Genomic DNA, 20,612 nt, shown 5'->3' with positions numbered 1-20,612 from the left:
GGCAGGTGAATGGTATGCGCCGATGGAGAATCCTGGTTGTACTGACCGCGGCCTTGCTCGCCGTCGCTGCGTCGGGCGCCTGGGCGGCCGCCTCCGCCGGTCGGCCCGGGGCGGGCCGACCTCCCATCGCCGCGGGCCCGGAACCGGTCATCATCCCGGCGGGCGAGACGCTGGAGGATGACCTGATCGTCACCACGGACCAGGAGGTGGCGGTGCACGGCACCCTGGCCGGCGACCTCATCCTCCTGGGCCCCGAGGCGGTGATTACCGGCACGGTGGAGGGCGACGTGATCGGCATCAGCGAGCGTGTGCGGATCTCGGGTCAGGTCCTGGGAGACGTGCGCGTGCTGTCCCTGGACTCGGTGGTCATCGAGGGCCGGGTCGGCCGCAGCGCCCTCACGGTGAGTCAGCGGGCGGTCCTGAGCCCGGGGGCGGAGATCGGGACGACGTGGATTGCCCTGAGCGGCCACGCGGAGCTGAGCGGCACGGTCCGCCGGAGCCTGTTCGCCGCGGCCACCACCTTCACGGTCGCGGGTGAGGTGGGGGGCGACCTCAGCATCCATGCTTACGAGAAGGCCCGGGTGCTCCCGGGCGCCGTGGTGCGCGGGGACGTCGTGGCCACGGGCGCCGAGCCGCCGGTCATCGACGACGGGGCGAGCGTCGGCGAGGTGCGCTTCACGCCGTCGCAGGCGGAGGTGCGCCCCCGGCTGAGCATGGATGGCTTTGCGCTGGGGCGGCTGGCCGGCTTTGCAGCGGTCGGACTGCTGGTCACGTGGCTGGCGCCGGGGCTCCTGAGCTCGTTCCACCGCCGGCTCACCGGCCACTTCTGGGCCACCCTGGGCGCCGGCGTGGGGCTGCTGGCCGGCATCCCGCTGCTGGCGTTGGTGTTGATGCTCACCGTGGGCGGAATCCCCGCCGCGCTCATGGTCCTGCTGCCGCTGTATACGGCGGCCATCTACCTGGGGCAGATCTTCGTTGCCGGCTGGCTGGGCTACGGGATTCTGGCCCGGGTGCGGGGCGACGGGCGGGTCCCCCGGTTGGGGGCCTTCCTGCTGGGGCTGGTCTGCCTCACCCTGCTCACCCGCCTTCCCTACGTGCGGTATGTGGGCTCGTTCCTCTCGGTCAGCCTGGCCCTCGGCGGCCTGGGCCTGACCATGGGTCCGTGGATAAAGCGCATCGCGAGAGAAGACTAGGCGGAGGCTTGCACACCAATCAGAAGGAGTGAATAAACACTATGAAGCGTTGGATTGCGGCCGGCGTGATCATCGCCATCACGGTGCTGTCGCTCGCCGTGGCCTTTTGGCAGGGACCGAACCGGGACGCCGGCAGGTCGAAGGGGACTGCGGGCGGGCAGGTGGCCGTGGTGCGTGTAGAAGGGGCCATTGTGTCGGGTGAGGGCAGCGGCAGCCTGTTCAGCGGCTCCGGTGCGGGTTCGGAGACCATCGTGAAGCACCTGGACAGGGCGGCGGAGGACCCGACGCTGAAGGCCGTCGTCCTCCGGGTCAACAGCCCGGGCGGGAGCGTGGTTGCCTCCTGGGAGATCGCAGAGGCCATCAGGCGGGTGCAGGCGGCCGGGAAGCCGGTCGTGGTCTCGATGGGCGAGGCCGCCGCCTCGGGCGGGTACTGGATCTCGGCCGGGGCTGACCGGATCATCGCCAGCCCTGATACGCTGACCGGCTCCATCGGGGTTATTTACCAGGTTACGAATCTGACGGAGACTTACGAGAAGATCGGCGTCAAGACGTACACTTTCACGAGCGGGCCCTACAAGGACATCGGCAACCCAGCCCGGGAAATGACGGATGCGGAGGGGGTCCTCCTGCAGCAGCTGGTCGAGGAGACCTTCGAGGCGTTCGTCCAGGTGGTGGCGGAGGGCCGCGGTATGACGCGGGCCGAGGTGCTGGAGGTTGCCGACGGGCGGATCCTGACCGGCCGGAAGGCCCTGGCGCTGGGGCTTGTGGATGAGCTGGGCGACCTGAAGCGGGCGATTGAGGTGGCCGCCGAGCTGGCCGGGCTGCCCGGGGAGCCCGGCGTGCGGGAGATGAACAGGTCGGCTTGGCCGTTCGGCGGCCTGTTGGGCCGGGTGTTCACGCCGCCGGCTTCCCTGGGGCTGCCCAGCGGCCTGTACGCGCTTGAGCCGGGGGCGGTAAGTGTACGTTAACGCTGGTGGAGGGTAAGCATATGACGGACCAGTTTGTGCAGAACGACCGGCCCTCGCAGAACGGCCGGACCTCGGTATGGGACCTGATTCTGGACGTTTTCATCGCGCCGGGCAAGGCGATGGCCAGGATCGCCGACGAGCGGCCCGTGGGGCCTGCCGCGCTGCTGGTGACCGGGCTTGCGGTCTTCACCGGCATCCTGGGGCTGGCCATCACGCGGGACGCCATGGTGCTGGATCCCGACCTGTTCCTTGCCGAAATCCCCCCGGAGCTCGTCGATGCGGTCAGCGCGGTGATGGGGTCGGCCGCGGTGTTCGGCGCCATTTTCGGGATCGTGGGCAGCGTACTGTGGTGGTTTGCCCGGGCCGCGATCTACGGGCTGATCGGCGAGTTGATGGGTGCCGAGCGCGACGGCCGGGCGATGCTGGCCACTCTGGGGTTTGCCGGACTGCCGGCCCTGCTCCAGGCTCCGGTGAACCTCATGCTGAGCCGGCTCGGCCTGCCCTGGCTGGCGTCCTTCGTGGGGCTCGTGTTCTGGGTCTGGATGCTGATCCTGACGGTGCTGGCCATTCGGGCCGCCCTGCGCGTGGAGACCGGGCGGGCCATCGTGGTCTTCCTGATCCCCGTGGGCGTGGGCATTGCGATGGCGGTGCTCGTGGGCGTGGGCTTGTTCATCGCCATCATCAGCATGGCGAGCCAGATCCCGATGCCCTAGCCCGGCCCTTGTGACCGGAAAGAAGAAGAGGCAGCGAGCGGGTCGCTGCCTCTTCTGCCATGCCATTTACATCTCCGCAAAGACCTCATCTGCGATCTGAAGCGTCTCCTCCAGGTCGGCCCGGGTGTGCTGCACCGAGAGCATCCAGGCCTCGAACCGGCTCGGGGCCAGCGCGATGCCCCGGTCCAGCAGCCCCCGGAACATGGCGGCGAACCTCTCGGGGTCCGACCGCTGGGCCGTCCTGTAGTCGACCACGGGCTCATCGCAGAAAAAGAGGGTGAACATGGAGCCGGCGCGGCCCAGCTGCACCGCGTGGCCGTGCCTGCGGGCCGAGGCGACCAGCCCGTCGGCCAGGTAGGCCGCGTCGGCCTCCAGCTGCTCGTAGACGCCGGGGCGGGCCAGCACCTCCAGGGCGGCCAGGGCCGCCTGCATGGAGAGCGGGTTGCCGGCGAGGGTGCCGGCCTGGTAGGCGGGCCCCAGGGGGGCCACCCAGTCCATGATCTCCGCCCGGCCGCCGTAGGCCGCCAGTGGCAGGCCGCCGCCGATGATCTTGCCCAGGGTGGTCAGGTCGGGCTCGACCCCCAGCAGGGTCTGCGCGCCGCCGTAGGCCACCCGGAAGCCGGTGATGATCTCGTCGAAGATCAGCAGGGCGCCGTGCTGGTGCGCCAGCCGCCTGACCCCGTCCAGGTAGCCCGGCCGGGGGTGCGCCACGCCGAAGTTGCCGACGATGGGCTCCAACAGCACCGCCGCCACCTGCGGCCCCCAGGCGTCCAGGGCCTCTTCCAGGCTCCTGAGGTCGTTGTAGGGAACGGTGATGACGTCCCGCGCGACCCCCTCGGTGACCCCGGCGGAATCGGGGGTGCCCAGCTGTGACGGGCCGGAGCCGGCGGCGATCAGGGCGAAGTCGGAGTGGCCGTGGTAGCAGCCCTCCATCTTGATGATCTTCGGCCGCCCCGTGAAGGCGCGGGCGACCCGCACGGCCGACATGACGGCCTCGGTGCCCGTGGTGACGAAGCGGACCCGCTCCATGGAGGGGAGCGCCGCGTGAATCCGCTCCGCCAGTTCGACCTCCCAGGGGTTGGGGGTGCCGTAGATGGTGCCCCTCTCCGCGGCCCGGGCGATGGCTGCGGCGATCTCGGGGTGGCCGTGGCCGAACATCCCCGCCCCGAACGCCCCGATGTAGTCGATGTACCGGTTTCCGTCCGCATCATACAGGTAAGGGCCCTGTCCGCGCATCATGAAGACCGGCGGTCCTCCGCCCACCGACTTGAAGGACCGGGCGGGCGAGTTCACGCCGCCGACGATGCGGGCCAGGGCTCGTTCGTACAGGGCCGCGGACTGTTCATACCTTGCTGTCATCGGGCATCCTCCTGGGTAATGGCTTCTTCCGCCGGCGCGCCGCCTGGCAGGCCTCCGGCGACCAAATAACGTAAGGTTCATCGAGGGGGAACGGTACATGGCAACCGTCTACGCGGTGGCGGCGGATCTCTTCTTCGCGGAGCGGCTGGAGCGCGCTTTGCGCGAGCTCGGACACACGCCGTTGGTGGTGGACCTGAGTGCGGGCGGGGAGGGCGCGGCCGGGGAGGCGGCGCCTGACCCGGGCGCCGGCCTGGCGATCATCGACCTGGAGGCCGGCGCGGCGGCCCTCTCTGCCATCCGGGCCGCCCGGCAGCGGGGCATCCCCGTCCTGGCCTTCGGACCCCACGTGGCTGTGGAGGCGCGGCGGGCCGCCGAGGCCGCCGGCGCCCGGGTGGTGACCAAGTCGCAGCTCACCCGGTCGTTTGCGGATCTGGTGGCCGGTATGCTCGGCTCCAGCGACTGACCACGGCGTCGGCTGCCCGGCGCACGAACTTGTCCGGATCGTGCCGCAGCCTGGCGACGGCCTGCTGCACCCCGGCGTCCACGCGGGGCAGCCGGTTCAGGGCGAGGATGGCGGCCCGGCGGACATCCCGATCGGGATCCGCCAGGCGGCCGGCCAGCGCCTCGGCCACGTCGGCGTACTCTCCCATGGCGCCGAGGCAGTACGCGGCCATCTTGCGGGCGCGGGGCTCGGGCGCATGCAAGGCCCGCTTCACCATTTGCACGCATTCGGGGTGCGACCGGCCCAGGGCCAGGGCGAAGCCGGCGGCCGCCCACCGGATGTCCCGGTCCGGGGCGCCCATGGCCGATGCCAGGGCCTCGCCCACCTTCTCCGACCAGAGGCCGAGCCGGGCCAACACGAAGGCGGCCCCCCAGGCGCGCCGCTGACCCGGCGGCGTGAGCGCCGCCCTGAGCGCCGGAATCACCGCCTCCGACTGGTAGGCGAGGAATTGCAGGCATTCGGCGCAGTGCACCTGCACCCCCTTCTCGGCGTCGCCCAGCCCCGCGACCATGTGGGGCAGCAGGGCCCCGACCACCGGGGTCCAGTCGCTCCCGCCTGCCTCCAACCGGGCCGCGAGCCAGGCCTCCAACTGCCGGGCGGCCTGCAGCCGCTCCGGTCCGTCCGGCGACGCCAGCCCGGCGCGGATCTGTGCCACCGAGGCGTTCATCACCCGACCCCCTTTGGGAACATTGGCGTTCCTTTGTTTTCGACGTCGCCCGGCGGCGCCGCGGAACGCGTGCGCCGTCGAAACCGATGAGACCGAGACAGGAGTGACAGTATGGCACCCAGGCCCGTGGAAACCGAGGCGATCCTGGAGAAGCTGCAGGAGATGTACCCCGACGCCAAGTGCGCGCTGAACCACAGCAATGCGTTCGAGCTCCTGGTCGCGACCGTGCTCTCGGCCCAGTGCACCGATGCCCGGGTCAACATCGTCACCGCGCGCATCTTCCCGCGCTACAACCGGCCCGAGCACTTCGCCGAGTTGTCGGTGGAGGAGATCGGCGAGATGATCCGCGACTGCGGGCTGTGGCGCAGCAAGGCCAGGAGCATTCAGGGGCTCAGCCGCATGCTGCTGGAGAAGCACGGCGGTCAGGTGCCGTCGACGATGGAGGAGCTGACCCAGCTGCCCGGCGTCGGCCGCAAGACGGCCAACGTGGTGCTCTCCAACGCTTTCGGGATCCCGGCGATCGCGGTGGACACCCACGTGCTCCGCGTGGCCAACCGGCTCGGGCTGGCGGACGCCAAGACGCCGGAGGAGACCGAGCGGCAGCTGATGGCGCGCATCCCGCGGGAACTCTGGTCGCCGGCCCACCACTGGCTCATTCACCACGGCCGCCAGGTGTGCCACGCCCGCAATCCCCAGTGCAGCCAGTGCCCGCTGCTGCCCCACTGCAAGTTCGGGCAGCAGGGCGACAAGCCCGCCGGGCGGGGAACGAGGCCGGCGGGGCGGCGTGCGAAGTCGGCGGAGACGGCCCGGCGTGCGGCCGACCGGTGACCGGGCCGGATTCCAGCATTCCCCGAGGCGTTCCGACAGGAGAATCCGCTTGTGTTCGACGAAATCCTGAGGACCGGCGCAGTAGGGGGCATGCCTGCGTTCCCTTCCTGCGCGCTCAGGAGGCGACAAAGCGCGTGACCAACACCAAACAGCTCTTCTTCACCGACCAGTTGAAGCTGGAGGTGGGGGAGACCATTTCGGCCGCCGTGGGCTACGAGACCTACGGGCGGCTCAACGCTCAGCGGGACAACGCGGTGCTGCTCTGCCACCCCCTGGCGGAGAGCAGCCACGCGGCCAGCAGCCCGGCCGATCCCCGCCCCGGATGGTGGGAGCCGCTGGTCGGGCCCGGCAAGGCGTTTGATACCGATCAGTACTTCGTGGTGGCGGCCGACACCCTGTGCAGCCCCAACGTGAGGGACGCCAGCGCGGAGACCACGGGTCCCCGGACGGTGGATCCGGCGACGGGCGCCCGCTACGGCGAGGCGTTTCCGCAGATCACGGTGCGCGACAACGTCAGGCTGCAGCGGCAGCTCCTGGCCTCGCTGGGCATCGAGCGGCTGGCCTGCGTGGCAGGCCCGTCGACGGGGGGCTTTCAGGCCCTGGAATGGGCCGTGACCTACCCCCGGCGGGTGCGGCAGGTGATCGCGGTGGCCAGCGGTCACCAGGCGAGCCCGCTCTTTGCGCTGGCAGTCTGCCAGGCGGCCATCGACGCCATCCGCAGCGACCCGGCCGGGGGGCTGCTGCACGCCCTGCGGCTGTTTCTGACGCTCTCCTCCTCCAACGACTGGCTGGACGTCGTCTGGGGGAGGCGCACGGCGCCGGCCTCGCCGCATCCCTGGATGGGCCCCGAGGGGCGCTATGCCTTTCAGGCCGAGGTGGAGGCCGAGGCTGAGCGGCTCGCGGCGATCCTCGACCCCGAGCACTTCGCTGCGACCGCCCGCATGGCCCTCCTGCACAACATCGCCCACGGCAACCGGGACCTGCACGTGGCGGTGCAGAAGATTGCCGCGGAGCTGCTCCTGATCCCCGTCTCCAGCGACATCCTGTTTCCGCCCTCGGGCAGCCACGAGTTTGCGGACCTGGTCCGCGCCTACGGCGGCCGCGCAGAGGTCCGCGTGCTGGACTCCCTGGCCGGGCACCGCGCGGCGCTGCTGGAGGCCCACCGTCTGGCCGAACCCATTGCCGCCTTCCTCGGCCATCCGGTGCGGCACTGAGCCCCCGTTGGAGGAATGAGGCAGGCTGCGGGCGAATAGCCGTTCAAAAGGGAACGGGAGTGAAGGCGCCGATGATTCAACCCGGCGAGATGGCACCGGATTTCACCCTGGAGTCCACGGAGGGGCCGTTTACGCTCTCTGCGCTGCGGGGTCTGAAGCGCGCGCTCATCATCTTCTACCCGAGGGACAACACCCCGGGCTGCAACCGGCAGCTTGCGGCCGCGCGCGACGCACTCGACCGGTACGCCGCCCGCGACGTTCAGGTGGTGGCCGTGAACCCCGGCAGCCTGGCCTCGCACCAGCGGTGGGCGGAGAAGAACCAGTTCAACTTCCCGATCTGCGTGGATGAGGGGAAGCGGGTGGCGACGGCCTACGGCGCGCTGAAGCCCAGCGGAGGCATTCAGCGGACGGTCTTCCTGGTGGACCGGAGCGGCGTGGTCCGCTGGGCGCAGCAGGGGATGCCCTCCACCGAGGAGATCCTGGCCGCCGTGGACGCGCTGGAGGAGCAGGCCTGAAAGGGGGATGCCGATGGACAGGGTACGGCTGACCACCGGCCTGACCCGCATTGCGACCACGGGAAACGGCGAGCGGGCCGTGCCCGCGACCCGGGTGCCTTTCCGGGAGCAGCTGGCGCGCACCCACGCCCTGCACTTCAACGAGCGGATCGACCGCGCGCTGGCAGAGATCGACGAACTGGGCCGCCGGCTGACGGAGTCGCTGAGCCAGCACGACCTGCGCCTGTACCGGGAGGCCATCGGCCGGCTCTTCCGCGACCTGACCCACCACATGATGGAGGTCCGGCAGAACCTGGAGTGGGACTCCTACGCCTGGGAGCAGCGGACGATGATCACCATCCAGCGGGTGGACCAGCGGCTGGAGGAGCTCGCCCGCCTGGTGCTAGAGCAGGAGCAGGACCGGCTGGCCATCCTGGCCGCCGTCGACGAGATCCGGGGCATGCTCCTGGATGTGCGGATGTAGGGATGCGGGCCCCTTCCCTTCGGGGGAGGGGCCCTGACAGTTTGGTAGCAACTGTACGCATTGAGGAGTACAGTTGCTGGAATCCCCCGGGCGGGCCGTGCTAGGATACAGCCATCACGACTACGGGAAATGGGGGAGTGGTGGCGTTGGCAGAACAGGGGTACCGGCTGGAGACCCTGGCCATTCATGCCGGTCATGAGGTGGATCCGACGGGGGCGCGGGCGGTCCCGCTCTACATGACGACCTCCTACGTGTTCCGGGACACCGGGCATGCCGCCCGGCTGTTCAGCCTGCAGGAGCCGGGCAACATTTATACCCGCATCATGAATCCGACCACCGACGTGTTTGAGAAGCGGATAGCCGCCCTGGAGGGGGGCGTGGGGGCCCTGGCGGTGGCCTCGGGGCAGAATGCGGAGCTCTACGCCATTCTCAACCTGGCCCGGGCGGGCGACGAGATCGTCGCGGCCACGAGCCTGTACGGGGGAACGTATGCCCTGTTCGCCCACAACCTGCCCCGCATGGGCATTACGGTGAAGTTCGTGGAGCCCTCCGACCCGGAGAACTTCCGGAGGGCCATCACCGACCGCACGCGGGCCCTCTACATCGAGACCATCGGGAACCCGCGGTGCGACGTGCCGGACATCGCGGCGATTGCCGCCGTCGCCCACGAGAACGGGCTGCCGCTGATCGTCGACAATACCTTCGCATCGCCGTACCTGTGCCGGCCCATCGAGCACGGCGCGGACATCGTGATCCACTCGGCCACCAAGTTCATCGGTGGCCACGGCACGGCGATCGGCGGCGTCATCGTCGACAGCGGCCGGTTCGACTGGAGCGCCGGGAAGCACCCCCTGTTCACGGAGCCCGACCCGGCCTACCACGGCCTGCGTTATGCCGACCTGGGCGAGCAGGCCTACATCCTGCGGGCGAGGGTCAGCCTGCTGCGGGACCTGGGCGGTGCGCTGTCGCCGTTCAACGCCTTCCTGTTCCTGCAGGGGCTGGAGACCCTGCACCTGCGCATGGAGCGCCACTCGGAGAACGCCCTGGCGGTGGCCCGGTTCCTGGAGGCGCACCCGCAGGTGGAGTGGGTGACCTACCCCGGGCTGGAGTCGAGCCCTTACTACGAGCTGGCCAGGCGGTACCTGCCCCGCGGGCAGGGGGCCATCCTCGCCTTTGGCATCCGCGGCGGCCTGGAGGCCGGGCGGCGATTCATCGAGTCGCTCAGGCTCTTCTCTCACCTGGCCAACGTGGGCGATTCCAAGTCGCTGGCGATTCACCCGGCCTCCACGACCCACGAGCAGCTCACGGACGAGGAGCGGCGGGCGGCCGGCGTCACGCCTGAGATGGTGCGGCTCTCGGTGGGCACGGAGCACGTCGACGACATCATCGCGGATGTGGCCCGGGCGCTGGAGCGGGCGACCGCCTAGACAGCGGTCTGAACGGGAGGGGAAGGGTGCCGGTGTGAAACCGGCACGCCCCTCCCGTCGTCTCTGTATGTGAACGCAAAATAATCTGTAAACGGTTGACTGGGAATCTCACGGGCTGGTAAAATGAAGGTCCCAAACTCCCGATGTGGCGAGCGTGTGTGGCGAAGGGGGGGCGACCATGCACAGTTCCATGGGTGAGAGGCTGGCCTGGGCACGCAACCAGCAGGGGTTGATTCTTCAGCAGGTGAGCGAGAAAAGCGGCCTCGCGGTCGGGTACATCTCACAACTGGAGAAGGGGGCCAAGGCCAACCCGACCATCGATGCCCTGGGTCGCCTGGCCAAGGCTCTGGGGGTGAGCATCGCGTTCATCCTGGGGGAGGTGCACGCGCCGCCGTACGATGACCGGGCCTCCCTGCTGATCGGCGGTCAGGCCTGGACGGTGGGCCAGCGGTTTGCCCGCTACTACGAGCAGCTCTCCGACGCGGAGCGGCGGCAGATCGAGCTGGAGACGGTGGAGCAGCGCTTCGCCCGGGTGGTGGACTTCCTGTGCCAGCAGTTTCCCGAGACCTTCACCCGGCCGGTGGTGGCGTATCAGCTCGGCCTCTCCGTGCGGGCCCTGAATGACATCATGGACCGGCACTGCGAGGTGGGGCCGATGGTGCTGAGCCAGATGGTCTCCATCACCGGCATCCCGCTCTCGTTCTACGCCCGGGGCCGGATGGAGACGGCGCCGGTGGACATCTCGCCGGCCCAGATGATTCAGTATGCGGAGGCCATCTCGATGGCCGCGGAGGCGCAGATCACGCCGGAAGAGCTGGTGCTGCTCATCCGGGGCGCCTCACAGGGGCAGCAAGAGTGAGGCCCGTCCTCGTTTGACGAGGACGGGCCCGCTGATTATGTTGGAGCGGCTGATTATCCCGGTTCAGTCTGCGACTAGAAGGAGGAAGGACCGCCGCTGCGCGGCTCGGCCAAAGCGGTGGCCGCGATGGCGAGCATGCTGGCCATCACGAACAGGCTGATGAGGATCCGGCGCATTCTACTCTCCCCTTTCCGCAGCATGGTATCAGTAACCAGTCGGGCTCCCGGTACGCGGTACCGGTTTTTTATCTTTGCCCGAACCTCGCAGTCGCTCTCAGGGGCGGATTTGGCCCAGCTCATATAACTTTCGCCGGAGCGCCGCCGCGCGGTTCATCAGTGCCGACTGCCGGGACTCCAGAGCGTACTGCATCGCCAGGTTAGAGAATAGCTGGGCCTCGTCGTAACGCCCCAGGGCCAGGGCGTTCTCGCCCGCGATGACCGACGCGGTGGAGAGGACGTTCTCGTCCTGGCCGGGCAGGCCGGGGGCCATCGCCCGGGTGCAGAAGGCCATCGACTGACGGATGTCGCCGATCTTCTGATAGTAGTAGGCCCAGTCGGTGAGCAGGCTGGCGGCGATCTGCTCGTTGGGGTGTTCGTCCAGGAGGTGCTCCAGTTGCTGGAGGTAAGGGAGGGCCTCGTCGGGCTGGTCCAGGGCCAGATGGCAGTAGACCAGGCCCCGCAGCGCCTCCATGAGGAGAGGCCAGTTGCCGCACCGCCGGAGCAGGTCCAGGGACAGGTGGTGCGAGCCGATCGCGTCTGCGTACTGCCGGCGATAGCGGAAGAGCAGGGCCAGCTTATGGTGCGTGCCGGCCTCCACGTCCACCAGGTGCGGCGTTCGGTGCAGGTCGTTCAGGCACTGCAGGAGGTGATCAAATGCCCGGGGGTAGTCGCCGAGGGTCAGGTAGTACTCGCCGAGGTCGTAGCGGCACTTGTTGATCAGCTCCCAGTTTGTCGTGCGCTCGGCGACCGCGACCGCGTACTCGCCCAGCTTGATGGCGGCGTAGACCTCCCGCCGGAAATAGCTGGCCATCGCGGTGCCCTTGTAGGCGTGCGCGAGCTCCTCGGCCGTCAGCGTGCCCGCGTGGATGAGCCGCTCTCCTTCAAACTGCGCCTCGCGGTAGCGTTCCTGTTCGAGAAGGCGACCCAGGCGTGACAGCGGCAACGGCATTCCCCCCCGGAACGTTTTACAGAAACATCAGTTCATTCTGTCTATCCCTATGTTAGCGATTGAGGGCGTCGAGTGCAAGAGGAATATGTGCCGAATTAGACAGAATCGTTCGACACGAATTCGACAACCGCCCTTGCGGCAGCGAATGGCAGCAGGGAGTTGGCCCTGCAATGCCCAATACTGCACGACGTAAGCATTATGGACGGGGTGATCTGTTGATCAGGACGATTCTGTTTGATCTGGACGGCACACTTCTCCCCATCGACACCGACGCTTTTGTCAGGGGCTACTTTCAGGCGCTGGCCGAGTACGCCGGCCACATCGTACCCCCGGAGCAGTTGGTGAAGGAGGTGTGGGCCGCCACCGGCGAGATGATCCGCAACACCGATCCTCAGCTCACCAACGCCGAGGTCTTCGCCCGCGCCTTCTTCCCCGCCGTGGGACGGGATGAGGCTGACTTGATGCCCGTGTTTGACGAGTTCTACCGCACCCGGTTCCCTGCGCTGCGCTCGGCGTGTTCGGGGCTGCCGGGCATCGCCCGCTCGGTGGTGGAGACCGCGCTGGAGAAGGGGTACGAGGTCGTGCTCGCCACCAACCCGCTCTTCCCGCGCCTTGCCATCGAGGAGCGCATGCGCTGGATCGAGGTGGACGACCTGCCCTGGCTGCTGGTGACGGCCTATGAGGACATGCACGCCTGCAAGCCCCGGCCCCAGTACTACGAGGAGGTGCTGGCGCGCATCGGGCGGCGGCCTGAGGAGTGCCTCATGGTCGGCAACGACATCCAGGAGGACGGAGCGGCCGCCCGGGTGGGGATCGATGTCTTCTTCGTCACGGACTTCCTGATCGACCGGGAGGGGCGCAAGCTGCCGCCCGACCGGTCGGGCTCGCTGGCCTCGTTCCGGGAGCGCCTGGCTGACGGGCTGTAGCCGAGCGCGGCGCTCCCGCCCGGCAACATGCCTCCCCTGCATCTGGTCTATAACTCTTTTTCATACTGAAGGCTCTTGCGTCTAGCCCTTTCGCACCCTGCCCACGTTGACTCTTAAAGAAACCTGACAGTATAATGAGCAGTAGTGTGTGACGGATGGTGCATGGGGTCGCCTAGTACGAAGAGACTCTTCCCAAAGTAGGGGGGGTGACACCTTGAGCCAGGCCCGCCATGAGTTGGATTGGCTCAACGACGAGGTAGTGGTCTCGGAGGTCGACGTCGTCAACGAGAACGTCATTGCCGGCAAGCTGCCCAACGTCATCAAGAAGGTGTTGGGCTGGGGTTACGGCAACTCGACCTGGCCCCTGGGCTTCGGCATCGCCTGTTGTGCTATCGAGATGATGGCGGCTTCCAGCTCCAAGTACGATATCGCCCGCTTTGGCTCCGAGGCGATGCGCATGTCGCCGCGCCAGGCCGACGTGATGATCGTGGCCGGCACGGTGAACGAGAAGATGGCAGTCGTTGTGAGGCGGCTCTACGACCAGATGTCGGAGCCTAAATTTGTGATTGCCATGGGCGCCTGCGCATCCAACGGCGGTCCGTACTGGGATACGTATAACGTCGTCGATGGTGTGCATAAGGTCGTGCCGGTCGATGTTTATGTGCCGGGGTGCCCGCCCCGGCCGGAGGCCTTGCTGCAGGGACTCATGGAGATCCAGGAGATGCTCAAGACCGGCAAGCGCGGCCTGATCACGAAGGGTTAGCGATCTGTGCGGCTGTAGGGGCAGGGCCGGATTGCCCTGCCCTTTGACCGGAGGCCGGTCCCATGCGGCCTCCGACGTCGCTCTCGGAAAGGGGATATTGCCCGGTGAGCTATTCCTACGTGGACCTGGTGGCGGTCATCATCGTCGCCGTCGGCTTCGTCTTCATGAATTACGGCATCGTAGCGCTCTTCGCGCCGCGGAACCCGAAACAGGGTGAAAAGCTCGAGACCTACGAGTGCGGTGAACTGCCCTTCGACGATGCACTGGTCAACTTCAACATCCGCTACTACGTCTTCGCACTCACCTTTTTTGTGTTTGATATGGAAGCCATCTTCCTTTACCCCTGGGCCCTCGTCTTTGACACGCTCGGTGCCGGAGCCCTGCTCGAGATGTTCCTCTTCCTCTGGGTTTTGGCGACTGGGCTTTTCTACGCGTACAAGAAGGGCGTGCTGCACTGGGTCTGATGTCCGGACGCGATCTCGCGTTGCCCAGCATTCGCCGTCTAGAGTACTCCAGGGGGTGAGTCCGCTTGGACTTCTTGAAGGAGCGTTTTCCGGAAGCCCAGTTTGAAACCCACGTCAATGGCGACACGGAGGTCCTCGTGCCGGCCGAGCGGTACGAGGAGGCGGTCCGTGCCTGCTATGACGCGGGTTTTACTTATTGTAGCTGCGTTACGGCGATCGACTGGCAGGATCGCCTGACCCTCGTGACCAGCCTCGCGCGCATCAACCCGGAAGAGGTGGGGGTCCCCAACCTGCACATCAAGGTCGACCTGCCCCGGCAGGGCGCGCGCATCTGGTCGATCGCCAACCTGTACCCCGGCGCCAACTGGCACGAGCGGGAGACGTACGACATGTACGGCATTCGGTTTGACGGGCATCCGAACCATCGCCGCATCCTGCTTCCCGACAACTGGCAGGGCGGCCACCCGCTGCTGAAGGACTTCACCGATCGGCGACCCAAGCGCCCGCGGCTTGTGCGGCACCGCTTCGCTGAATAGCCCGGTGCGGAGGTGTGAACGTGGAACGGACGCAAGAGCTACTGGTCAACATGGGCCCGCAGCACCCCTCGACCCACGGCGTGCTCCGCCTCATGGTGAAGCTGGACGGGGAGCAGGTGACCTGGTGCGAGCCCGACATTGGCTACCTGCACCGCTGCTTTGAGAAGCTCTCGGAGCAGAAGACCTACCCGCAGGTCATTCCGTTCACCGACCGGACGGATTACCTGGCCGCGCTGCTCAACGAGATGTGCTACGTGGAGGCGGTCGAGAAACTGTTCGGCGATGCCATCGTGGTGCCGGAGCGGGCGCAGTACATCCGGGTGATGATGGCGGAGCTGCAGCGGATCACCTCTCACCTGCTCGCCCTGGGCTCGATGGCGATGGACCTCGGGGCGGTCACGCCGTTCCTGTATTGCTGGCGGGACCGCGAGAAGATCTACTCCCTCTTCGAGCGCATCACCGGCGGGCGCATGCTCTACAACTACCTGCGCATCGGCGGCGTCCGCAATGACCTGCCGGAGGGCATCATCGGCACCCCGCAGGACGGCGAGGACAAGGCCGACAAGACCATCTGGGGCTTCATCAATTATTTTGACGCCTACGTCTACCCGCAGTGGAAGGAACTGGTGACGGGCAACCGCATCTTCCAGTACCGCACGCAGAAGATCGGCGTGCTCACGGCCGAACAGGCCATCGCGTACGCGGCTTCCGGCGCGGTGCTGCGGGGCTCGGGCGTGAAGTGGGATCTGCGCAAGAACCTGCCGTACTCCATCTACGACCGGCTCGAGTTCGACATCCCCGTCGGCAAGAACGGCGACTGCTTCGACCGCTGGTGGGTCCGGCAGGAGGAGATGTTCCAGTCGTCGCGCATCGTCAAGCAGTGCCTGGCCTGGCTGGCCGAGAACCCCGGCCCGGTCATGGCCAAGGTCCCCCGCGTCCTGAAGCCCCCGAAGGGCGAGATCTACCACCGCATCGAGGGGGCCCGGGGCGAGGTCGCGTGCTACGTGGTCTCGGACGGCGGCACCAACCCCTACAAGGTGAAGTGGCGGTCGCCGGCGTTCACCCATCTGCAGCTGATGCCCCTCCTGTGCCCCGGCCATAAGGTCGCCGACATCATCGCAATCCTGGGCTCCATCGACGTTGTGCTCGGGGAGGTGGACCGGTAGTGATGGAGTGGTGGAACAGCCTCCCGCCCACCGCGCAGGTGTGGCTCGGCGGCATTCTGAAGGGCAGCCTGATCCTGGTGTGGGGCCTGCTCAACTTCGCAATCTGCCTCATGCTCGAGCGCAAGATCTCCGCCTGGATTCAGAACCGCGTCGGGCCCTGGCGGGTCGGCCTGTGGGGCTGGATTCAGCCGATCGCCGACCTGATCAAGCTCTGGGTCAAGGAGTATATTCACCCCAACAACGTCGACAAGTGGCTCTACCTCATCGCGCCATTCATCGGCTTTGTCACCGCCAATCTCGTCTGGCTCATTGTTCCCTTTGGCGACAAGTTCATCGCCACCGATCTGGAAATCGGCATCATCTTCATCGCCGCGGTCACCGGTTACGACGTGATCGCCACGTTCATGGCCGGCTGGGGGTCCAACAACAAGTACTCCCTGCTCGGGGCCATGCGCGGCGCCGCGCAGCTGATCTCTTACGAGATCACCATGGTCATGTCGCTCATCGGCGTGGTCATGATGGCCGGCTCGCTGCGGCTGTCGGACATCGTCCTGGCGCAGCAGGAGCGGGGCTTCCTGGGCTGGTTCCTCTTCCCGCAGGCGATCGGCTTCATCGTCTACCTGATCGCCTCGCTGGCGGAGCTGAACCGCGCCCCGTTCGACCTGGCGGAGGCCGAGCAGGAGCTCGTCGCCGGTCACCACACCGAGTACTCGGGTATGCGCTGGGCCATGTTCATGCTGGCCGAGTACATCCACCTCGCGGCCTGGTCGGCCATCGCCGCGACGCTCTTCCTGGGCGGCTGGAGCGGCCCGACCCTGGGCCAGGTGGCGGCCGGTCTCGGCAACGTGCTCAACGGCTTCGGCGCGTTCGTCAACCCGGTGGGCACCGCCGTCGCCGACTGGGGCATGTCGATCATGGGCAGCACCGTGCTGAACTGGATCGCCGGCGTCTTCTGGCTGGTCCTGAAGACCTACTTCTTCATCTTCCTGGCGATGTGGATCCGGTGGACCCTGCCCCGGGTGCGCATCGACCAGCTCATGGACCTCGGCTGGAAGTTCCTGCTGCCGGTCTCGCTGTTCAACATCTTCCTGACGGGAACGCTCCGGTATGTTGCCGTCACCTTCGACGGCCTGCCGATCTCCATCGGATCCTTCACCATGCGGCTCCTGGGCTGGTGGCTCTAGTAGGGAGGTGTGACCTGCATGGGCGTTACCAACTTCGTCGGGGAGGCCTGGCGCACCGGGAAGTCCATCGCCACCGGATTGAAGATCACATTCCGGGAGATGATGTTCCGCCCGGCCATCACCGTGTTCTACCCCGACCAGCGGGACGAGGTGCCGCCCTGGTTCCGGGGCATACCGGTGCTGAAGACCGACCTGCGCACCGGCGAGTACAAGTGCACGTCCTGCATGCAGTGTGCGCAGGCCTGCCCGGTTAACGTGATTACGATCGAGTGGCACCAGGATCCGGAGACCAGAAAGAAGGTCTGCGACCGGTTCGCCATCGACATGTCACGCTGCATGCTGTGCAACTTCTGCGTGGAGGCGTGTCCGTTTGACTCCCTGGTGATGGGCTACGACTACGAGCTCTGCAAGGTCGATCCCGAGAACCTCGTCTTCGAGTTCGAGGATCTCCTGCGGCTCGGGCTGAAGTACTCCAGTGCCGAGGAGCCCGGCCCCAAGGCCAAGCGCTCTGAGACGCCGCCATGGGTGTTCCACGGCCTGACCAACGCCACGGAAGACGATATTCAGGACGTCAGGGGATACCTGGGGCGCCCGCCCCTGCCGAAGGGCTATGAGCCCGAGCTGAAGCCGCAGTTCCAGCAGAAGCAGGCAGAGGATGAGACGGCTGCGACCGTTGAACCCGAGCCGGCTGCCAAGCCTGCGGCTGAGGCCAAGCCTGCAGCCGCTCCGGCAGCGCAAGCGGGCAGCACAGACAGGGAGGAGGCCGGGCAGCCGTGACAACAGATCTGCTCATGAGCGGCCAGTTCTGGACCTTCATCATCCTGGCGGTGGTCACCCTGGTCTCGACCTACCGCATGGTTACCACACCGCTCATCACGCACGCCGCTCTGTTCATGGCACTCTCGTTCACAGCCGTGGCCGGCATCTTCCTGCTGATGCAGGCGGAGTTCATCGCCGCCATTCAGGTGCTGGTCTACGCCGGCGCCATCACGACGATGATCATCTTCGCCATCATGCTTTCAGGGCTGCGTGACATCAAGCAGCAGCAGAAGGAGCGGGTGAAGCTGTGGCGCTCCAACCCCGCCGTGCTGGTGGTAGGCGCCGTCTTCGCCGCCTTCATGCTGTACCTGTACTACGCCGCCAACCTGCCGGCCGGCGGCGGCGAGCGGCAGGTGATCACGGTCAGGGCGATCGGAACGGACCTGTTCACGACGTACGTGATTCCGTTTGAGATCGCTTCGGTTCTGCTGCTGATCGCCATGATCGGCGCCATCATCCTGACGGCGAAGGAGGCGGAGTCGTAGTGGAGCTGCCAATTTACTATCCACTCGGTCTCGGCGCCCTCCTGTTCGGCCTGGGCCTGTGGGGCGCACTGACCCAGAAGAACGCCGTCCGGATCCTGATGTTCATCGAGATCATGCTGAACGGGGTCAATCTGAACCTCATCACCTTCAGCCGCTACTACTGGCAGACCAATCCGGAGACGGCAGCCCGCGCACCCATTCTCACGCTCTTCGTGATGACCGTGGCGGCTGCGGAGGCGTCGGTCGGCCTCGCCATCATCCTCTCGATGGTGCGCAACCGCGGCGTTGTCGAGGTCGACAAGGCGACACTGTTGAAGGGTTAGGAGGGTTGACAGCGTGGACTTCTTTCTGAACACAGCCTGGGTCATCGCTGCGCTCCCCCTGGCCGTCTCCGCACTGATCGCCATGTTCGCCGGCGTTCTGCGCGACCGGGCCTGGATCCCGGGCACCATCGGCATGCTGATCACGTTCCTGTGGTCGGTGGGCGTCCTTGCAGCGGTGATCGCGCAGCCGTCTGCCGCCGGCGACGTGATGTTCAACACGGTGCCGGCCTGGAAGGCCTCGTTCCACTGGGCCGACTTCGGGCCCTACGAGATGCACATGGGCTTCCAGGTTGACAACCTGACGGCCCTCATGCTGCCGATGATCACCCTGGTCTCCTTCGCCGTCCAGCTGTACTCCAGCGCCTACATGCACGGCGACAAGCGGATCCCCCGCTTCTACAGCGCCCTTAACCTGTTCACCATGGGCATGCTGGTGCTGGTCCTCGCCGACAACCTCTTCCTGCTGCTGGTGGCCTGGGAGATCATGGGCCTCTGCTCCTACCTGCTGATCGGTCACTGGTATGAGCAGGCCTGGCCCCGCTACGGCCAGATCAAGGCCTTCCTCACGACCCGCGTCGGCGATATCGGCATGATGGTCGGTATCTTCATCGTCTTCTTCGCCGCCCGCGACCTGACCTGGGCGGGCCTGGCGGAGAAGGTGCCGGCGCTGGTGCAGGATCCGGCCATGGCCGGCCTTCTGGCCCTGGGCGCGTTCCTGATCTTCACCGGCGCCATCGGCAAGTCGGCGCAGTTCCCGCTGCACACCTGGCTGCCCGACGCGATGGCCGGCCCCACGCCGGGCTCCGCCATCATCCACGCCGCGACGATGGTCGCCGCAGGCGTCTACCTGGTGGGCCGCGCCTTCATGATCTACGGCAACGTGCCCGCCTGGGTGCTGGCGGTGGTGGCCTTCGTCGGCGCCTTCACGTCGCTCTTTGCCGCCTCCATTGCCACGCTCCGCTGGGACATCAAGGAGGTCCTCGCGTACTCCACCATCTCCCAGCTGGGCTACATGATCATGGCGATCGGCCTGGGCGGCTGGACGTCCGGCAACTTCCACCTGCTGACCCACGCCTTCTTCAAGGCGCTGCTCTTCCTGGCGGCGGGCTCGGTGATCCACGCCCATCATCACAACCAGCTGCTGCACAAGATGGGCGGCCTGCGCAAGAAGATCCCCATCACCTTCTGGACCTGGATGGTGGGCTACGCGGCGCTGGCCGGCGTACCGGGCTTCTCCGGCTTCTTCTCCAAGGACGGGCTGCTGGCCGACGCCTGGGTGTGGTCCAACCCCGCCGTGCCCGCATGGGCCCTGAAGCTGCCGTTCATCATGGCCCTGACGACGGCGTTCCTCACCGCCTACTACATGACCCGGGCCACCTACCTGGCGTTCTTCGGGCAGCCCCGGGATGCTGAGCTCTACGAGCAGGCCCACGAGTCGCCGCGGGCGATGACGATTCCGCTGGTGATCCTGGCGGTGCCGGCCGCGCTCTTCGGCTGGCTGGGCACGCCGCTCTTCCACCACTTCGCCCCGAGCGCAGACTGGATGGTCTTCATCCAGAACTTCCTGCACCTGCCGGGGCTGGACCACCACGTTGACTTCAGCACCGAGGTCATGATCACCGGAATGGCCACGGCCGCAGGGCTGCTCGGCATCTTCCTGGGCTGGTACATGTACGCGGTGGTCCGTCCGGAGACCCGCGCTTCCTGGATTGCTCGTCTGAAGCCGGTTTACACTTTGATCCGGAACAAGTATTATGTCGATGAGTTCTATGACTTGGTGGCGATCAGGACCACGCAGGCGGTGTCCCGCGCGGTCAACTGGTTCGACATCAATGTCGTGGATGGCCTGGTCAATCTGACGGGAACCATCTCTGTGTACGCGTCGGAAGCTGCAGCCTGGTTCGACAAGCATGTCGTGGACGCGCTGGTGACCATGTGGGCTGACATCGCCCGCGGCTTGGGCGCCTTCTTCCGCCGGCTCTCCACCGGGTACGTGCAGCAGTACATGTTTACGTTCCTGGTGATGCTGGTGGCCAGTGTGGTCCTCGTCCAGGTGATTAGATAGGAGGCT

At 66.9% G+C, this 20,612-nt stretch carries 23 protein-coding genes; 20 read left to right on the top strand and 3 right to left on the bottom strand.

All coding sequences use genetic code 11. From position 1 onward, the window contains the following. The first annotated feature begins 14 nt into the window (after positions 1-14). Genes ACZ45O_RS11080 through ACZ45O_RS11070 form a run of 3 tightly spaced genes read left to right on the top strand, consistent with a single transcriptional unit; the run spans position 15 to position 2,874 of the window. Positions 15-1,193, top strand: coding sequence for a bactofilin family protein (locus tag ACZ45O_RS11080; RefSeq protein WP_464852982.1), 1,179 nt, complete (start codon positions 15-17; stop codon positions 1,191-1,193). 41 nt (positions 1,194-1,234) lie between these two features. After that, complete coding sequence (gene sppA / locus ACZ45O_RS11075; RefSeq protein ID WP_464852980.1) at positions 1,235-2,161, top strand: signal peptide peptidase SppA; 927 nt, start codon at positions 1,235-1,237, stop codon at positions 2,159-2,161. A 20-nt stretch (positions 2,162-2,181) separates the two neighbouring features. Beyond that, entirely contained in the window at positions 2,182-2,874 is a 693-nt protein-coding gene (locus ACZ45O_RS11070) for a Yip1 family protein (protein ID WP_464852978.1), read from the top strand. 66 nt (positions 2,875-2,940) lie between these two features. Here ACZ45O_RS11070 and ACZ45O_RS11065 read toward each other — a convergent pair whose 3' ends face one another. Beyond that, on the bottom strand, positions 2,941-4,233 hold the full coding sequence (locus ACZ45O_RS11065) for a glutamate-1-semialdehyde 2,1-aminomutase (protein WP_464852976.1): 1,293 nt from the start codon (positions 4,231-4,233) through the stop codon (positions 2,941-2,943). 97 nt (positions 4,234-4,330) lie between these two features. On the opposite strand from ACZ45O_RS11065, the gene ACZ45O_RS11060 reads away from it, so the two are divergent. Beyond that, on the top strand, positions 4,331-4,696 hold the full coding sequence (locus ACZ45O_RS11060) for a hypothetical protein (protein ID WP_464852975.1): 366 nt from the start codon (positions 4,331-4,333) through the stop codon (positions 4,694-4,696). Here the strand turns inward: ACZ45O_RS11060 and ACZ45O_RS11055 are convergent. After that, the gene (locus tag ACZ45O_RS11055; protein WP_464852973.1) at positions 4,644-5,402 is read right to left on the bottom strand and encodes a HEAT repeat domain-containing protein; all 759 of its coding nucleotides are present in this window, start codon (positions 5,400-5,402) and stop codon (positions 4,644-4,646) included. The two genes, ACZ45O_RS11060 and ACZ45O_RS11055, sit on opposite strands and share 53 nt — an antisense overlap. A 111-nt stretch (positions 5,403-5,513) precedes the next feature. Between ACZ45O_RS11055 and nth the strand changes: the two genes are divergently transcribed. From nth to ACZ45O_RS11025, 6 genes are all read left to right on the top strand, one after another. Next, positions 5,514-6,230 (top strand): endonuclease III, encoded by a 717-nt coding sequence (gene nth / locus ACZ45O_RS11050; RefSeq protein ID WP_464852971.1) that lies wholly within the window; start codon positions 5,514-5,516, stop codon positions 6,228-6,230. Positions 6,231-6,364: 134 nt separating this feature from the next. Beyond that, positions 6,365-7,444 carry a homoserine O-acetyltransferase family protein gene (locus ACZ45O_RS11045; protein ID WP_464852969.1) on the top strand — a complete coding sequence of 360 codons (1,080 nt, stop codon included), beginning with the start codon at positions 6,365-6,367 and terminating at the stop codon, positions 7,442-7,444. A gap of 71 nt (positions 7,445-7,515) precedes the next feature. Continuing rightward, positions 7,516-7,959: a peroxiredoxin family protein gene (locus ACZ45O_RS11040; protein ID WP_464852968.1), complete on the top strand. Its 444-nt coding sequence runs from the start codon at positions 7,516-7,518 to the stop codon at positions 7,957-7,959. 13 nt (positions 7,960-7,972) lie between these two features. After that, a complete protein-coding gene (locus ACZ45O_RS11035; protein WP_464852966.1) occupies positions 7,973-8,422 on the top strand; it encodes a YaaR family protein in 450 nt (149 codons plus the stop codon). A gap of 146 nt (positions 8,423-8,568) precedes the next feature. Continuing rightward, positions 8,569-9,849, top strand: a complete 1,281-nt coding sequence (locus tag ACZ45O_RS11030; protein WP_464852964.1) for a homocysteine synthase — start codon at positions 8,569-8,571, stop codon at positions 9,847-9,849. A 178-nt stretch (positions 9,850-10,027) separates the two neighbouring features. After that, positions 10,028-10,708, top strand: a complete 681-nt coding sequence (locus tag ACZ45O_RS11025; protein ID WP_464852962.1) for a helix-turn-helix domain-containing protein — start codon at positions 10,028-10,030, stop codon at positions 10,706-10,708. Positions 10,709-10,981: 273 nt separating this feature from the next. On the opposite strand, the gene ACZ45O_RS11020 is transcribed toward ACZ45O_RS11025, so the two are convergent. Next, positions 10,982-11,869 carry a tetratricopeptide repeat protein gene (locus ACZ45O_RS11020; protein WP_464852960.1) on the bottom strand — a complete coding sequence of 296 codons (888 nt, stop codon included), beginning with the start codon at positions 11,867-11,869 and terminating at the stop codon, positions 10,982-10,984. Between the two features lie 221 nt (positions 11,870-12,090). Here ACZ45O_RS11020 and ACZ45O_RS11015 point away from each other — a divergent pair, with 221 nt between their 5' ends. The 10 genes from ACZ45O_RS11015 (at position 12,091) to nuoL (ending at position 20,606) form a co-directional block, all read left to right on the top strand. Then, positions 12,091-12,801 (top strand): HAD family hydrolase, encoded by a 711-nt coding sequence (locus ACZ45O_RS11015; protein ID WP_464852957.1) that lies wholly within the window; start codon positions 12,091-12,093, stop codon positions 12,799-12,801. Positions 12,802-13,060: 259 nt separating this feature from the next. Then, positions 13,061-13,564 carry an NADH-quinone oxidoreductase subunit B gene (locus tag ACZ45O_RS11010; protein WP_464857722.1) on the top strand — a complete coding sequence of 168 codons (504 nt, stop codon included), beginning with the start codon at positions 13,061-13,063 and terminating at the stop codon, positions 13,562-13,564. 104 nt (positions 13,565-13,668) lie between these two features. Next, on the top strand, positions 13,669-14,028 hold the full coding sequence (locus tag ACZ45O_RS11005) for an NADH-quinone oxidoreductase subunit A (RefSeq protein ID WP_464852956.1): 360 nt from the start codon (positions 13,669-13,671) through the stop codon (positions 14,026-14,028). Positions 14,029-14,093: 65 nt separating this feature from the next. Next, complete coding sequence (locus ACZ45O_RS11000; protein WP_464852955.1) at positions 14,094-14,564, top strand: NADH-quinone oxidoreductase subunit C; 471 nt, start codon at positions 14,094-14,096, stop codon at positions 14,562-14,564. 14 nt (positions 14,565-14,578) lie between these two features. Continuing rightward, the gene (locus tag ACZ45O_RS10995) at positions 14,579-15,730 is read left to right on the top strand and encodes an NADH-quinone oxidoreductase subunit D (protein WP_464852954.1); all 1,152 of its coding nucleotides are present in this window, start codon (positions 14,579-14,581) and stop codon (positions 15,728-15,730) included. 2 nt (positions 15,731-15,732) lie between these two features. Further along, positions 15,733-16,914 carry an NADH-quinone oxidoreductase subunit NuoH gene (gene nuoH / locus ACZ45O_RS10990; protein WP_464857720.1) on the top strand — a complete coding sequence of 394 codons (1,182 nt, stop codon included), beginning with the start codon at positions 15,733-15,735 and terminating at the stop codon, positions 16,912-16,914. Between the two features lie 18 nt (positions 16,915-16,932). Next, positions 16,933-17,691, top strand: a complete 759-nt coding sequence (locus ACZ45O_RS10985) for a NuoI/complex I 23 kDa subunit family protein (protein ID WP_464852953.1) — start codon at positions 16,933-16,935, stop codon at positions 17,689-17,691. Next, the gene (locus ACZ45O_RS10980; RefSeq protein WP_464852952.1) at positions 17,688-18,218 is read left to right on the top strand and encodes an NADH-quinone oxidoreductase subunit J; all 531 of its coding nucleotides are present in this window, start codon (positions 17,688-17,690) and stop codon (positions 18,216-18,218) included. The genes ACZ45O_RS10985 and ACZ45O_RS10980 overlap by 4 nt, the downstream gene beginning before the upstream one ends. Then, on the top strand, positions 18,218-18,541 hold the full coding sequence (gene nuoK, locus ACZ45O_RS10975) for an NADH-quinone oxidoreductase subunit NuoK (RefSeq protein ID WP_464852951.1): 324 nt from the start codon (positions 18,218-18,220) through the stop codon (positions 18,539-18,541). The genes ACZ45O_RS10980 and nuoK overlap by 1 nt, the downstream gene beginning before the upstream one ends. A gap of 13 nt (positions 18,542-18,554) precedes the next feature. Next, positions 18,555-20,606 (top strand): NADH-quinone oxidoreductase subunit L, encoded by a 2,052-nt coding sequence (gene nuoL, locus ACZ45O_RS10970; RefSeq protein WP_464852950.1) that lies wholly within the window; start codon positions 18,555-18,557, stop codon positions 20,604-20,606. Positions 20,607-20,612: the final 6 nt, after the last annotated feature.

The sequence above is a fragment of the Symbiobacterium turbinis genome, from assembly GCF_055383075.1.
The sequence above is the reverse complement of the archived record's forward strand: the minus strand, read 5'-3'. Positions and strand labels throughout refer to the sequence as shown.